Below are 14,741 nucleotides of genomic sequence, written 5' to 3'. Positions count from 1 at the left end.
AAATTGCGAATGATTTTTAGCTAAAAAACCAGTTTACTTTCAGGTCAATTTTGGTATGGATTAATATACGTCTAAATTAACCCCAAGTCAATAGTTTAAGCACTTTGCTATTTTCACAATACCCTATTTTTAAAGCTTTAAGCGCTATATTAAATAATACTCAGGATAACGGTTGCAGAATGGTTTGCAGCCTTTCCCATTTTTTTCATTCACAGTAGCAAAAGGGTAATTTATATTACATTTGCCCAAAATTATTGTTATGCCTAAGTACTTTATTGTTCTGGCCATCTTTTTTTTACCCATGCTACAGGCTCAGCAAATGCCCCTTGGTTACACCCGGTATTTTGATGTAAAGACCTCTGGCAGCAAGCTAAACGACCAACTGATTTCCGGAACGAATACTTCAATCACCTACACCGGAAGTTTGTTAAAGATTCAGGAGCTACCCGATTCTTCCACAGGAGTTTTCCCTTTTTCCTTAGCGTGGCTCGACAATCATATTTTTGGGGATTTTATTGCACTACTTAGGCTTCAGGCCAAGACAGTAGAAACTGACAGCATGAGCGACATATATCTGGTTGCTGGCTTGCGCGATAGCAGCAATTATTATTTTATAAGGCTCAACCAGAATGGGGCAGGCTTTTTTAAGATGTACAAAGGACAGGTTAGTAGCATAGCTCTCGATACTACCTTTAAACCCCTCTGGCAAAATTGGCAGGACATGCGACTTACCCGCGATATTCTTACCCGAAGCCTAACCATTGAATGCAAAGGGTTTCGTACCCAATTCAGCGATCCAAACCTGGTAATGGGTTATATAGGCATTGGCGTAGATGGATGTATTCTTCAAACTCAGCAATTCGAAGTATGGGCACCTACCTCCATACAAGCACCATTTAAACAATAAAAATTGTGAATAACTGTTTTTTAAATGTTTGGTTATTCTGCAAAGTCTTTTCAATTTGCAGATGCCACAAATAAGTGCGAATGAAAAAGTTTCTTTTGTTTTCTATCCTTTTGATACTTTCACTGCTGTTTATCAGGGGAGTTGTGCGTTCTGACGAGCCTGCTTCTGTAACAAATCACTATTTTAATAACCAAGTTCTGGCATGGTGCAGTGAGTTTGCCGATACAAGTCTTTTATCGAAAGAAGCTCTTTTAACCGCTTACGATAATTTTTTATTGGCCTATGCTGATAGCTTGGTACAAAACGATAGCCTCTTGAGCGTGATCGATTTCACCAAACCTTCTACTGAGCCAAGGCTGTTTATTTTCGATGTAAAAAACAAGCGCCTGCTTTACAAATCACTTGTGGCGCATGGTCAAAATTCGGGAGAGCTGTTTGCCCAAAATTTTTCGAACAAACCCCAATCGCACATGAGTAGCCTGGGCATGTTCCGTACCTTAAATACATACGAGGGAAGGCATGGTTATTCGCTTCGCCTCGATGGACTGCAAAAGGGTATCAACGATAAAGCTAAAGAGAGAGCCATTGTGATTCACGGTGCGGCTTATGTAAGCCCAAACTACATCGAACAATATGGGCGCATCGGACGCAGCTTTGGTTGTCCTGCTCTTCCGGCCGATTTAAATGCATCGATTATCGACCTGATAAAAAATGGAAGTTTTCTGTTTATTTATCACCCCTCGCTTATAAGCTAACATCATCTTTGTCAAACAACTGCGACAGTTCTTCCTGGTCCCGCGCATATACATCGGGCAGCAAATTGAGTCTGCCTGCCGAATCGACCATGCAAGTGAGGTATTGCACATGCACATCGACCTTGCGGTTGAAATGGAATACTTTCTGTTCCTCACTTTTAATAATTGATTCAATATTTATCGGCTTATTCTCTTTGGCAAAGACGTATTCGCTCAGCGATTGTGCCAACTCATCCGGATTTTGAACCCTGATGCACCCATGCGAAAAAGTGCGTCTGGTTTTATTGAAAAGAGCTTTAGAAGGGGTGTCATGCATAAATACGCTGTGCTCATTCGGAAACAGAAATTTTATCTTCCCAAGGGCATTGTTGCCGCTATTCTGCTGGCGGATATAATATTTGTTGCTTAAGGGGTTGTCAAGCGTCCAGTCGATGAGCTGATGATTCACCGTTTGCCCATTATTGTTCACTACTATGTAACCGTGGCTTTCGAGGTAGGTGCTATCTTTTCTTATGTTTTCAAGCATTTCGTCGTTGGCAATACTGGTTGGCACAGTCCAGTGCGGATTGGTAATAAAACATGCCAGAGTGCTTGAGAATATCGGAGTTGGTGTTTCCATTTTACCAACAATTACCTTAAAGTTTTTTTCAACGAAGTTCTCTTTTACAAGCGATAGCTGATAAGCTGGAATATTCACAAAAACATAAGAATTCGAATCGAGGTTCAGTTTTCGCAAGCGGTCGAGGTTCAGGGCTATCAATTCGTAGGTTTTATCGAGGTCGTGCAGAAGATGTTTTATCACCACATTGTTTAGCTTGCCCGTAATTTCAATTCTTTTTTCTTGCTGATAGTCCGACACAACTTTTTGAAGCGTGTGGGTACTGTCGAAAACCGGTGAGGAAAGGAACCCTAAATAAAAAAATGCGCTGGCAAGGTCGGATTGGGCAATTTCTAACTTGGCTTTTCTGACTTTTTCGAGGGTTTTTTGGTAGCCATTTAGCAGGCTAATAAGTTCGTTGTAAAATTGAATATCGGGTTGAAGGGCAAGAATATCGGCTTCGAGCTGGTCTTTTTCCATCGATTGCATTAAAAGTTGAGGCAAGCCGGCTATGAAATTCATAAAGCGTGAACTAGTATCACTGTCCACAATTCCCTGATTCAAATAAATCATAAGCAGAAAGGCCGATTTGGTAGCTTCTATTTCGAGATCAATGCGCTGGATCATTTTTTCTTTTGAATAGACAGAGCTTTCGAGTTCTGTGGAAAGACTTTTTAGTTTCGATGAATTGATTACCGATTCAGGCAATCCAAAATATACCGCACTGTCGACAAGGCGAATCAGCTCGTTTAATTTGTCAGTTCCTGCATGGTTTATGGTCCAAACAGGGTTAAAATCTATTGTTTTGTAAAAGTCAGATATCAGCTCATTTAACTGATATTGCAAACTATTTGCAACAACCGGATTAAGCTGATAGGCGAGAGCCTGAATTTGAAGGAGCCTTTTACTTTCTGCCACTGAAAAATCGATATGGCTGTTGTTTTTCCTGGGGTTGATGTTCTCGTGGCTGGCCAGCAGCAGAAAAAGACCAATTAACAAAAAGTAATGCAAGAATCCGGTCAGGATTCTTCGTGAACTATGGAGGGTTGGATTGGTAGGTTTGCTGATGAGATTGCCCGTTTCCATAGTAAGCAGTTATTTCTGATTACCTTTACGGAAATAGACAAGCACTAACGAAGTTTTTTAGACCAACGCATTAAAATAATTGACAGATGAAAGATTTTTCGAAACGCCTAAAAAATCAACTTCTTTCCAATAACTCACTAACCTAGACCAACAAAAAAATTGGTGTCAACGAAAACCAAAGCAGAGTATTAAAATGCTTTATTTAAGTCGCTCAATCTTTTCCAGATTTCAGCCAACTCGTTTGGATTTACCTCTTCGATAATAATCCTGTTTCGTTTTTCGGTCTTTAGACTTTGTTTTTGCTTGAACTTCACGGTCTTGTATTTTGGTGCAAATTTATAATGCTTTATTTTCTAAATCAAATAATTTTCGGCAAATGTGGGTAAAAATCAGGTAAAAGCTGTTTTTTACCACCCTGGTTTATTAACTATTTCGAAATTTTACTTTAAAATAATTAAAATCTTTCAATAAGAACCGACCTAAAGACTATTTATTGTTGCGAAGGTTGCGTACAAAAGATTTTTTTCAGGCTGAAGCGGAAGCGATATACGTAAAAAACTACAATCTGGTTTCAAAAATCTGCATGATACGAATCAGTATAACTGACATATTCAATATTTTGTATAGCTGAAATAGTTATAAACAGCAAGTTGGAGCATATTTATGGATGCAAATACTCCTAAAAACTGAATTTCTGGCTGGTCTTTTTAGAAATATTGAGTGCCGGGCTGACAGCATAGATTCTTAAATTCATTATATTTAGCCCCAATCCTTACAAATCCAATAAGGCATTAACTTGAAACCCCGCAGTTTAAATACCATTCAGCAAATATTACTCTGGACAGCCATGTTGCTGTTAATTTTTGCAGCTTTCTATTTATTTAAACCAGGAACTTTTTGGATTGCATCTATAATTTTAGGGGCAATTCTCCTTTTATTTGTTACCACCTATTGGGTCTTAGCGCAAAGAGGCAAACTTGTCGATAAATACTATGGACAGCTTACTTCACTCATTGGTTCGCTCAGTTTGGAACTTGACCAAAAACCTTTTACGCAACAAAAAAAATACCGCGCCATCACTGATCTGGAAGACCTGATTGTAGCACTCAATCAATCGATAAGCCGCAAAACAAGCGAATTGCGTAACCGTAATAACGAATTAAAGAAAAAGCAAACCGAAGCTTTGAAGCAAAACAAAGAGCTGAGCGAAGCCTATAAAGCCCTTACACAAAGTCGTGAGCGTTACAATAAACTGGTTTCGAGTCTGGAGGAAGAATACTTTCTTTATGGTATGAACTTGAACGATGAGGTGGAGTATGTGAGTCAAAGTGTAGAAAAAATCCTGGGATATTCCATCGAGGAGTTTAAGCTCAAACGCAAGGAAATTCTTACCCAAAACCCAATAAACCGGGCAGCCATGGAGATGATGCTGGAAGTAAAGAAAGGCCGTCCGCAGAGCCGGTTTTTGCTGGAAGTATTTCATAAAGATTGTTCGGCACGCATGCTTGAAATTTCCGAAGTACCTGTGTTTGATGCTCAGAATGAGCTAACCGTAATAGAAGGTATAGCCCACGATATTACCGAAAAACATAATGCCGAAGAGCTTATTCGCGAACAGGAAGAAAAGTACCGTCAGGTATTTAACAGCGCCTCGGATTTTATTTTCCTGTTCAATCTCCAGAAAGACAATAGCCCGGGCAAGTTTATCGAAGTCAACAATTATACCCAGCGAGTAATGGGTTATACCCAGCAGGAATTACTGCAAATGACTCCCGACGACCTCATTGCTGCCGAGATATGGGATGGTGCACACGATCGTGATCGTATCGACAAATACGAGCGGATCTGGGAATCGAAAGACGGCAATATCCTTAATGTCGAAATCAGCGAGCACATGTTTAAAATAAAAGGCAAAAGGGCCTGTATTGCCATTGCCCGCGATATTACTGAACGCAAGAGGGCAATAGAAGAGATAAAGTACATGAACGAGGAGCTTGTTAACCAGAAAGAGAACCTCGAGGCCTTGCTCGATAACCTGACACAAACTCAAGAGCAGCTTGTGCAGTCGGAAAAGATGGCCGCTCTGGGGCAGCTTATTGCCGGTGTGGCGCACGAGATCAACACCCCTTTGGGAGCCATCAAGGCATCGGTTGGTAACCTGAGCGATTCGCTCGATTCGGCCCTGCGCGATTTACCGGAGTTATTTCAGAACCAAAGCGAAAATAACCTTAAACTATTTTTGATGGTATTTAAGCTGAGCCGCACCCAAAAAACAGAACTCACTTCGCGCGAAAAACGCGAGCATAAGCGTCGTATCCGCGATGAATTGGCCAACAATCAGATACCTTCTTCCGACCTGCTTGCCGATGTGCTTGTATACCTCGATATTTACGAGGGCTATGAAGAACACATGCATTTACTCAAGCAACCCGATGCGTTGACAGTTTTGCGTAATGCCCGCGATTTTATTTCGCTGCTGAAGAATACAAAAACCATCTCCATTGCAGCCGATAAGGCCTCGAAAGTGGTTTTTGCCCTCAAAAAATATGCACACCGCGATTCGCTGGGCGAGAAAGTGCCTACCGATATTATCGATGGCATAGAAACAGTATTGACACTTTACGACAACCAGTTAAAGCAGGGAATCATTGTCGAAAAACATTATAAAGATCTGCCAATGGCCATGTGTTATCAGGACGAGATTAATCAGGTTTGGACCAACCTGATACAGAATTCCATTCAGGCCATGGGAACCCAGGGTAGGCTTATCATTAGTGCAAATTCCGACGAAAAGAATATCTTTGTGGGTGTAAAAGATACCGGCGAAGGCATCTCCCCGGACATTATCGATAAAATCTTCGAACCTTTTTTCACTACCAAAAAACAAGGCGAAGGCAGTGGATTAGGCCTCGATATAGTCCGGAAAATAATCGACAAGCATCGTGGCAGCATCGATGTAACAAGCGAACCTGGGAAAGGAACCCATTTTATTGTAAGCCTGCCAATAGCCTAAACTATGGAGAGAAAAGCAATTATCTGCATAGACGACGAACCCATCATCCTGAATAGCCTGGTGGAACAGCTCGAAAAAAGCTTTGGCGACGCGTATCTTTACGAGGCAGCAGAGAGCGCCGAAGAAGCCCTTGAACTGATTGAAGACCTCGAAGACGACGACATTGACATGCAGGTAATCGTGTGCGATTGGTTAATGCCCGGTATGAAAGGCGATGAATTTCTTTTACGTATAGACCTGAAATACCCCAAAGTGGTAAAGATACTGCTCACCGGGCAAGCCAACGAAGAGTTGGTTTTTAACTTAAAACAGGAAACGGATCGCTTTGCTGTTTTGCAAAAACCCTGGGAGAAGGATGAACTGGTGAATACCATCAAAAAAAGAATGCCTAAATGAATAAACAGGTAATTATTTGTGTCGATGATGAGCTGATTGTATTGGACGCACTCAGAGAGCAACTACAGAAAGAGTTTAAAGATGAACTACTGATTGAAGTGGCTGAATCGGGAGACGAGGCGCTTGAAATTTTCGACGAATACTTGTCCGATGGCTATGAAATACCGCTGGTACTGGCCGATTTTATCATGCCCCGCATGAAGGGCGACGATTTATTGGCTGCCATTCATATCAAAGATCCCGAAACAAAAAAAGTGATGCTTACCGGGCAGGCCACCATCGAAGGGGTGGGCAATGCCGTGAACAAGGCTAACCTTTACCGCTATATCTCCAAACCCTGGGATAAGGCCGATTTGTTCCTTACCATTCGCGAGGCCATTAAAAGTTACAACCAGTCAAAAACCATTATTTCGCAAAATGCAGAGCTGAAGGAGTTGAATGCTGGTCTTGAAGAAAAAGTGGCGCTCCGCACCCAGGAGCTCGCCGAGCTAAACCGTACCAAGGACAAGTTTTTTTCCATCATCGCCCACGATCTGAAGAATCCGTTTAATACCCTTCTGGGTTTTTCCGAGCTTTTGCTCGAGAACATGAGCATGTTTAGCGCTGCCCAGATCGAAGAGTATATATCCATTATTTTCGAAACCTCCCAGTCGAGTTATTCGTTGCTCGAAAACCTGCTCGATTGGTCGCGTGCTCAAACAGGACGTATTCAGGTTCTTCCGCAGGAAATAGATATGCACCGTCTGGCATCGGATAATTTGCGTTTACTTGAAAGCCTGGCCCTCAAAAAAAGCATTGTTTTAAATAACAATGTATATCCCGGAACCAAGGCCTGGGGCGATTTGAACATGGTGAATACCGTGGTGCGCAACCTACTATCGAATGCCGTAAAGTATACCAGCCAGGAAGGTAAAATCAGTGTCGGATGCGAATTTGTGGAGGAAGGAATTAAAATGGAAATCAGTGACACAGGCGTTGGCATTAAAACCGAAAATACCGGAAAACTGTTCCGAATAGACCAGAATTACAGCACCAAGGGAACAGCCGACGAAACAGGCACAGGCCTGGGCCTCATTCTTTGTAAAGAGTTTATCGAAAAAAACCATGGAAGCATTGGCGTAACAAGTGAGTTTGGTATTGGCTCAAATTTTTACTTTACTTTACCACTTTCGGCTCCTGCTGAAAAGATGGAATAAGTGCGGAGGGCAACGAAATGATAAAGCAAAGGGACTATCAATAACCAAAAAAGTAAATTGGATTATGCTTGACAACGAATTTCTTGTTCGGATTACTTTGGTAGTAATAATTGTATTAGTCATTGCTCTGGTGGAGAAATTTCAGAGCAGGCATTCAGCCTGAGAATTAGGCTGCCAGTTCGATAATTCTGAAACTGCAGCTGGTTTCTTCGAGCAGGTCAGTGCCGAGTTCTTTCATGTCCCGGTCGCCAGAGGCATAATACCAGGTAATCTGTATATTTCCTTTTTGCTTTAATTCCTGCAACGATTCTATCAACTTCGAAACCATTTTGGTGGAAGAGGTGTTGAGGTATTCGAAATTAAACTCTACCTGGGTGGTATTTTGAACCTGATTCTTGTAATCGTTTACCCATTGAAGAATTGGGTTGAAAACTTCCAGCACATTTTCGGGTAGTGACGAACCACCCATAAATAGCATACCTTTTTGTCCATCGAAGAGTACTTCAGGGGTGTCGTGGCTGCCGCACTGATAAAATTTTTCCATGGTGATTGATTATTTAAGGGTTTAGGCTAAAGCCTTCTCAGGCTGCTTCAAGAAAATAAAACCGGGTAGACAGGGTCGATTCTTCAATAATTTGCCCTGTTTCCAGTATATCTTCATCGTCCTCGTCGAAATACCATTTAATTTCTTTTTCAGAAATGTGGGTATTGGCATCAATGGTTTTAAATAGCTCCACCAGCATTTTCGAAGAGGAAGTATTCATGTAATCGATTTTTACTTCAAATTCTACTTTTTCGATACTGGCTTGCTTGCACCATTGAATGAGTGGTTCAAAGAATTTTCTCGGGTCTTCGTTATAAGCCCTGCCTTCGAGTGTGAGTTTTCCGGTGACAGAAAAATGCACTTCGGGGGTATCAGTCGTTCCTTTTATGATTAGCTCGTTCATTTTCTTTTGTTTTTGTTTATTGTTGGTTTCTGTTGATTTATACAGGTATTCGATGCCCTGTGTTATTTAATTGAAGAAACCGATGACCAAATGCTTGTTTTTTTTGATAATTGGAAGAAGCTTTTCGTCCAAGTCATTTTTTCAAGTAGTATTTACTTTGTACATTTATTACACTAAAGGGTGATAGTTTGATTAGACTATACCCTTTTCGGGTTAGTTTAATTTTTATTTTGGAGGTGGCTTAAGCTTTTTGTTTAAAAAACAGAACCGAAATAAGTGGTTGGAATATTTAAAAAAAAATTTCAGATTCACTTTTCAGCCTTTAGACAAAGCAAATCAAGCAGTACATAAAAAACTACAGAAAGATGCCGGAAAGAATTTCAGTAATGGTAGTTGACGATTACGAGCTCTCGCGCGTGGGACTGAGGTTTATGCTTAAGCGCATCGAGTGTGTGGAAAAGGTAGACGAAGCGTCGAACGGCAAGGAGCTCTTCGAAAAAGTGAAGGTGCAGGAGCCCGATCTGGTGTTGATGGACATACAGCTTTCCACAGAAAGTGGTATCGACCTTACCCGACAATTGCTTCGCCAGCTGCCCGATACCCTGGTTATTGCCGTAACTGCCTCGAAAGACATCGAGCATTTTACCGACATGATCGATGCTGGCGCCTCCGGATTTATTCTTAAAAATATTAGCCAAACCGACCTTGAAAAGGCCATTGACGAGGTGTTGAATGGCCGCATGTACTTTTCGTCTGAATTTTTGTCTGCCGCTAAAAAATTGCGTCCGGGCAAGAGCAAAAAACTGAACATCAAGCTTAGCGACCGCGAACGAGAGGTGCTGAAACTCATTTGCCTCGGGCAATCGAATCAGGAGATAGCCGATTCTCTTGAGCTCAGCAGCCATACCGTCGATGCGCACCGCAAACATTTGCTCGGCAAAATAGGTGCCCGTAACACGGCCAGCATGATTACCATTTCCATTCAGGAAGGGCTGGTGGATTTAGATTGAGGATCATCATGCACAAATTGTTCTTGCAGGTTACTGCATTTCCCGCCAGATTTTAAAAGGTTCAACCAAGCATTCTATTGGCCAGCCAGCGTGTGCCGGCAGTGGTAAAGGCTACAACTGTGAGCGAACTTAGCGGCATGAGTATGGCGGCTACTACCGGCGATAGGTTACCGCTCAAGGCAAAGCTCAGACCGGCAAAGTTGTACAAAATGGATATGACAAAACTGATTTTTACCACTACCAGGGTCTTACGGGCATAAGCCATATAGCGTGCCAGTGCTCCAAACTTTTCCGAATCAATTATAGCATCGGAAGCAGGTGAAAAATGAAACACATTGTCGGCCACCGAAAGCGCCAGGTCACTTTTTAGAAAGGCTCCGGCATCGTTAAGCCCATCACCTGTCATAAGCACCTTTTTTCCCCGGTTTTGCAATGCTTCGATGAAGTTCATTTTGTCGGCTGGTTGTTGGTTGAAATGCAAGTGTGAGGGATGGAAATATTTTTCAAGGTTTTTCTTTTCTGCTGCATTGTCGCCCGAAAGCAAATACAGGTCGAATTCTTTCTGCAACGATGCAATCAATTCAGCCATCCCTTCGCGGTAGCGGTTACTGACCCTAAAAAAACCTTTTATCTCCTTGTCGATACTCACATAAATGGCAGCTGTCTGATCTTCGGAAGATTTTTCGTTTGCGCCCACAAATGCCAGCGAGCCAATCCGCACCTCGTGCCCATCCACGCGTCCGAAAATACCCCTGCCTGGCATCTCGGTAAAACCTTCCGCCGGCAGGGGCCTAATTGCTTCGTATTGCTTGCTAAGCGACAGACTCAAGGGGTGTGTCGATTGCCGGCTGAGAGATACCACGGCTTGCAGCATGTAAGGCTTGAGGGCTTCGCCCTCGTAACTAACTACACTCTGGTCGGGTTTGGTAAGGGTGCCTGTTTTGTCAAACACCAGGGTGTCGATGTGCAACAACCTTTCCAGTACGCCGGTGTTTTTTAGGTACAATCCTTTGCTGCCCAGTATCCGCATGGCATTGCCAAAGCTAAAGGGCAGGGTAAGTGCAAGGGCACAGGGGCAGGCCACAATGAGCACTGATGTAAACACCATAATGGCTTTCCCGACATCGTGCCGGGCCCACCACCACAGCAGTCCGCCGAGGGCTATGAAAATCACGGCCAAAGTAAACCACACACTGATGCGGTCGATGATGGGTACAAACGATTCTTTTTTCTTGTCTTTGTTTTCGCCCTGGTTCCAAAGGCGGGTCAGGTGGCTTTGTTTTACTTCCTTTTCAACCCTGATTGTAATTGCCCCGGTGGTTTGGATGCCCCCGGCATACAGAAAATCGCCAGCTTTTTTTTGCACTGCCACCGATTCGCCGCTCACAAAACTGTAATCGATCATGGCAAGGCCATCGAGAAGGATCGAATCGGCCGGAATAAGCTCGCGGTTACGGATGAGGAGGCGATCGCCCACCTTTATTTCTTCAAGCAGAATACTTTCTTCGTTTCCGTTGTCGGTGTTCAATCGTGCTACTGCCACAGGAAAGTACGAGGTATAATCGCGGTCGAAGGCCATAGACTGGTAAGTGCGGCTCTGAAACCAGCGGCCTACAAGCATAAAGAACAAAAATCCCGAAAGGCTATCGCTATAACCCTGTCCGCTTTGGGTGAACACCTGCCAGGCAGTGACCAAAAACAAGGCAAGAATGCCCATGGCAATAGGAAGGTCGATGTTGACAATGCCACGTCGGATGTTTTTCCAGGCCGAAACAAGGTAATCGCTCCCGCTGAAAAAAACCACGGGTATGGCCAGCAAAAAACTCATGTAGCTAAGAAAAAGGTTGAGGTTACCCTCGAGGGTTTTACCACTGAAATATTCAGGCAGGCTATAAAGCATCACGTTGCCAAACACAAAACCGGCCACCCCGATTTTGAAAACCAGTTTGCGGTCGGTGGCGGTAAGGTCTTTCTTGCCTATGGTTTTAAGCGAAATATCGGGTATGTAATGAATCGACACCAGCAACTCTACCAACCTGCGCAGGCTGATATCTGAGGTGTTGAATGTGATGGTGATTTCTTTTTTTACAAAGTTGACCATGGAATACACAATGCCCTTATGCAGCTTGTTGAGGTGTTCGAGCAGCCAGATGCACGAGGCACAGTGGATAGAAGGGATGTAAAAGCTTACCCGGGCCAGATCGTTTTCACGGAATTCGAACAATTTTTCCTGCACATCGGCACGGTCGAGAAAGGCATATTTGCTTTGGTGTGCGGGTTCATCGATGCGTATGCCCGGTTGCTGGTAATAGCTGTAATACTGCCCCATTTTGTGTTCGTGCAGCAATTGATATACTTGTTTGCAACCCTGGCAGCAAAACGGCTGTTCGTTCCATTTAACTAGGTGATTGCCGCAATCGGCCCCGCAATGGATGCAAGTTTTTTCCTCGGTCATGGACAAGAATTGGTTCAGGCCTTAAAGTTGAGAAATCCGATTCAATTACTCACCATTTTTCTTCTATGCTAATTGTATCTCCTTAATCCATTCGACTTGCTCTATTTCAAAAAATATCAGCTTGTTTCTTAAAGATGAATCGCTTATCATTAGCACTCATTTCCCTAAGGCGGATGACCTGTACACTTATAACTTTAGGGAAGCAAAGAGTGTTTTTATTAGAAGAAAATATACCCATACTAGGAGCGCTATGTCAAAGCTATCAAACAAACTGAAAGTCAGTATCTGTAAATTGATTATATTTGGATAATGATTACAAAGACTGAAATATTATCTAAACTCACTGAATTGAAACCAATTCTTTACAAGGAGTATGCAGTAAAAGAGATTGGTTTATTTGGCTCTTATTCCGACAATTCCAGCACAGAGGCAAGTGATATTGATATCTTGATCGAACTAGAAAAGCCAATTGGTTGGAAATTTTTCACATTGGAACAATTCTTAGAAAATGTTTTCAATAAGAAAATTGATTTGGTGACCAAGAGTGCTTTAAAAGAACAGATTAAAGACAAAATCCTCAAACAGGTAAATTTTGTTTAGTGAAAAATGCGAATCGTAAATATAGCATGTACCTTGAAGACATGAACATAGCCATGGAAAGAATTGCAGAATACATACATGGCTATTCTTTTATCAAATTCAAACAAGATTATAAAACAGTTGATGCTGTAATCCGTAATTTCGAAGTAATTGGAGAAGCATCCAAAAATCTTCCGAAAGAATTTAAAGAGAATCATCCAGAAATTCCCTGGAACGAAATGTATTTATTACGGAACAAAGTTTCCCATGAATATTTCGGAATTGATTACGAAATCCTTTGGGATGTTGCATCAAACTACCTCCCTGATAATAAGTAACAATTAGAAGAGATAATTAAGAGAGAAGAAAAGCACAAGGAATAACACCTATCTATCCTATCAAGAAACCCTTTCCCTCATTCACTGCTTCCCTCATTTTCAAATTATCACATTCACACATTCCTTCATTCAATCATTCCTTCCTTCATTTTCAAATTTTCAAAATGAAAAGCCTCCATTATACCAATTATAAGCTTATTTTATATTTTGCCTACGCTCACCCCTCTTTCCCCTAAAGGGGATGAGCTACGCGCTGTTCCCGGTATGGAAGTATGTAGAGCCTGTTATCAAAAAAAGACCAATTGTTTGATATTAATATGAATTCAAGCTTAATAAATCATACTGGAATGAAAATGCTTTTTCATTTTCAAATCTTCAAATTCTAACATTGCTACATTCAATCATTCTCACCTTATTCATTATCAAATTCCCTCGTTTTTAAATTTTCAAATTATCACATTATCCCATTATCCCATTACTACATTAACTCATTTCTTTTTTTTCATTCTTCACTCTTTTTTGCCATTTTTACCCCATGCAAACCGATCGAAAAATAGTGTTCGATTTTGGCGAAGTGCTGTTCCGGCAAAGTCCCCGTTCACGCAATCTGCGCATACGGGTGCATCCGGCAAAGGGCGTGCAGGTATCGGTGCCGGGCAAGTGTACCGAAGAACGCGCCATTAACTTTGTGATAGAAAAAGAGCAATGGATACGCAGCAGCCTGAAACGCATGGCTCATACCCGCCAGTCGCTCACACTATTTACACCCGAAACAGTTTTTTCAACCCATTCGCATACACTGGTTTTGCGCACACACGAACGGCAGTTTCTCCGGATGGAGGCATCGGGTCCATGGCTGGTAGTGTATTATCCGGCTGGTGTTGAGGTCACACACCCGAGGGTGCAGGAGTTTATCCGTTCGGCCATTTTAAAAACCCTGCGCTTCGAGGCGCAGCAATACCTTCCGGCGCATACGCGTGCACTGGCAAAGCAGCATGGTTTTAGTGTGAACGAAGTAAAAGTACGCCTGAACACCAGCCGCTGGGGCAGTTGCTCGGGCACCAACAACATCAGCCTGAACATACACCTGATGCGTTTGCCGCAGGCGTTAATCGATTACGTAGTGCTACACGAGCTGGCCCATACCCGAGAGAAAAACCATGGCCCCGGTTTTTGGAACCTGCTCGAAAAAACCCTGCCCGGTGCCCGACGCCTCGACAAACAGTTGAACAAGTATCATTTGTTGTATTGGTAGTTCAGAATATTGGTGCCTGAAACTCCTTCATTTTTGTACGGCTTGTTTTTCTATGTATTATGATTAGTGGAGTTCAACTTTCGTTTCAAATGAATAAGGTAATAAGTTCTGGTTATGTCTGTTGTGTTTTCTCTACTAAGGTTTAAAAATGCCAATAAGGTTTGAAGACTTTAAAGCTGTTTGCAGCCTTAAGCGGAGAAGCAATC

Annotated in this window: 13 protein-coding genes; 9 read left to right on the top strand and 4 right to left on the bottom strand. The window is 42.3% G+C overall.

Annotated features, from left to right (window positions below; all coding sequences use genetic code 11):
- Positions 1-259: 259 nt before the first annotated feature.
- Entirely contained in the window at positions 260-907 is a 648-nt protein-coding gene (locus IPM71_07060) for a hypothetical protein (protein ID QQS52484.1), read from the top strand.
- A gap of 80 nt (positions 908-987) precedes the next feature.
- Positions 988-1,662 carry a murein L,D-transpeptidase catalytic domain family protein gene (locus IPM71_07055; protein ID QQS52483.1) on the top strand — a complete coding sequence of 225 codons (675 nt, stop codon included), beginning with the start codon at positions 988-990 and terminating at the stop codon, positions 1,660-1,662.
- On the opposite strand, the gene IPM71_07050 is transcribed toward IPM71_07055, so the two are convergent.
- A complete protein-coding gene (locus IPM71_07050) occupies positions 1,652-3,346 on the bottom strand; it encodes a L,D-transpeptidase family protein (protein QQS52482.1) in 1,695 nt (564 codons plus the stop codon). The genes IPM71_07055 and IPM71_07050 overlap by 11 nt on opposite strands.
- A gap of 796 nt (positions 3,347-4,142) precedes the next feature.
- Here IPM71_07050 and IPM71_07045 point away from each other — a divergent pair.
- The 3 genes from IPM71_07045 to IPM71_07035 are packed head-to-tail and all read left to right on the top strand — an operon-like array spanning position 4,143 to position 7,951.
- Positions 4,143-6,359, top strand: a complete 2,217-nt coding sequence (locus IPM71_07045; protein QQS52481.1) for a PAS domain S-box protein — start codon at positions 4,143-4,145, stop codon at positions 6,357-6,359.
- A 3-nt stretch (positions 6,360-6,362) separates the two neighbouring features.
- The gene (locus tag IPM71_07040; protein ID QQS52480.1) at positions 6,363-6,755 is read left to right on the top strand and encodes a response regulator; all 393 of its coding nucleotides are present in this window, start codon (positions 6,363-6,365) and stop codon (positions 6,753-6,755) included.
- Complete coding sequence (locus IPM71_07035; GenBank protein QQS52479.1) at positions 6,752-7,951, top strand: hybrid sensor histidine kinase/response regulator; 1,200 nt, start codon at positions 6,752-6,754, stop codon at positions 7,949-7,951. Before IPM71_07040 ends, IPM71_07035 begins: the two co-directional genes overlap by 4 nt.
- 166 nt (positions 7,952-8,117) lie before the next feature.
- Here IPM71_07035 and IPM71_07030 read toward each other — a convergent pair whose 3' ends face one another.
- Both IPM71_07030 and IPM71_07025 read right to left on the bottom strand, forming a co-directional pair.
- The gene (locus tag IPM71_07030) at positions 8,118-8,495 is read right to left on the bottom strand and encodes a DUF1987 domain-containing protein (GenBank protein QQS52478.1); all 378 of its coding nucleotides are present in this window, start codon (positions 8,493-8,495) and stop codon (positions 8,118-8,120) included.
- A gap of 37 nt (positions 8,496-8,532) precedes the next feature.
- Positions 8,533-8,898, bottom strand: a complete 366-nt coding sequence (locus IPM71_07025) for a DUF1987 domain-containing protein (GenBank protein ID QQS52477.1) — start codon at positions 8,896-8,898, stop codon at positions 8,533-8,535.
- Positions 8,899-9,263: 365 nt separating this feature from the next.
- Here IPM71_07025 and IPM71_07020 point away from each other — a divergent pair, with 365 nt between their 5' ends.
- Positions 9,264-9,908: a response regulator transcription factor gene (locus IPM71_07020; protein QQS52476.1), complete on the top strand. Its 645-nt coding sequence runs from the start codon at positions 9,264-9,266 to the stop codon at positions 9,906-9,908.
- Positions 9,909-9,969: 61 nt separating this feature from the next.
- Here the strand turns inward: IPM71_07020 and IPM71_07015 are convergent, their stop codons facing one another.
- On the bottom strand, positions 9,970-12,363 hold the full coding sequence (locus IPM71_07015; GenBank protein QQS52475.1) for a heavy metal translocating P-type ATPase metal-binding domain-containing protein: 2,394 nt from the start codon (positions 12,361-12,363) through the stop codon (positions 9,970-9,972).
- A gap of 309 nt (positions 12,364-12,672) precedes the next feature.
- On the opposite strand from IPM71_07015, the gene IPM71_07010 reads away from it, so the two are divergent.
- The 3 genes from IPM71_07010 (at position 12,673) to IPM71_07000 (ending at position 14,535) form a co-directional block, all read left to right on the top strand.
- Positions 12,673-12,963 (top strand): nucleotidyltransferase family protein, encoded by a 291-nt coding sequence (locus IPM71_07010; GenBank protein QQS52474.1) that lies wholly within the window; start codon positions 12,673-12,675, stop codon positions 12,961-12,963.
- 26 nt (positions 12,964-12,989) lie between these two features.
- Positions 12,990-13,280 (top strand): DUF86 domain-containing protein, encoded by a 291-nt coding sequence (locus IPM71_07005; protein ID QQS52793.1) that lies wholly within the window; start codon positions 12,990-12,992, stop codon positions 13,278-13,280.
- 535 nt (positions 13,281-13,815) lie between these two features.
- Positions 13,816-14,535 (top strand): M48 family metallopeptidase, encoded by a 720-nt coding sequence (locus IPM71_07000; protein ID QQS52473.1) that lies wholly within the window; start codon positions 13,816-13,818, stop codon positions 14,533-14,535.
- Positions 14,536-14,741: the final 206 nt, after the last annotated feature.

The sequence above is a fragment of the Bacteroidota bacterium genome, assembly GCA_016699695.1.
In the GTDB taxonomy this organism is placed as follows: domain Bacteria; phylum Bacteroidota; class Bacteroidia; order Bacteroidales; family UBA10428; genus UBA10428.
This window is presented reverse-complemented; position numbering and strand designations above follow the sequence as displayed.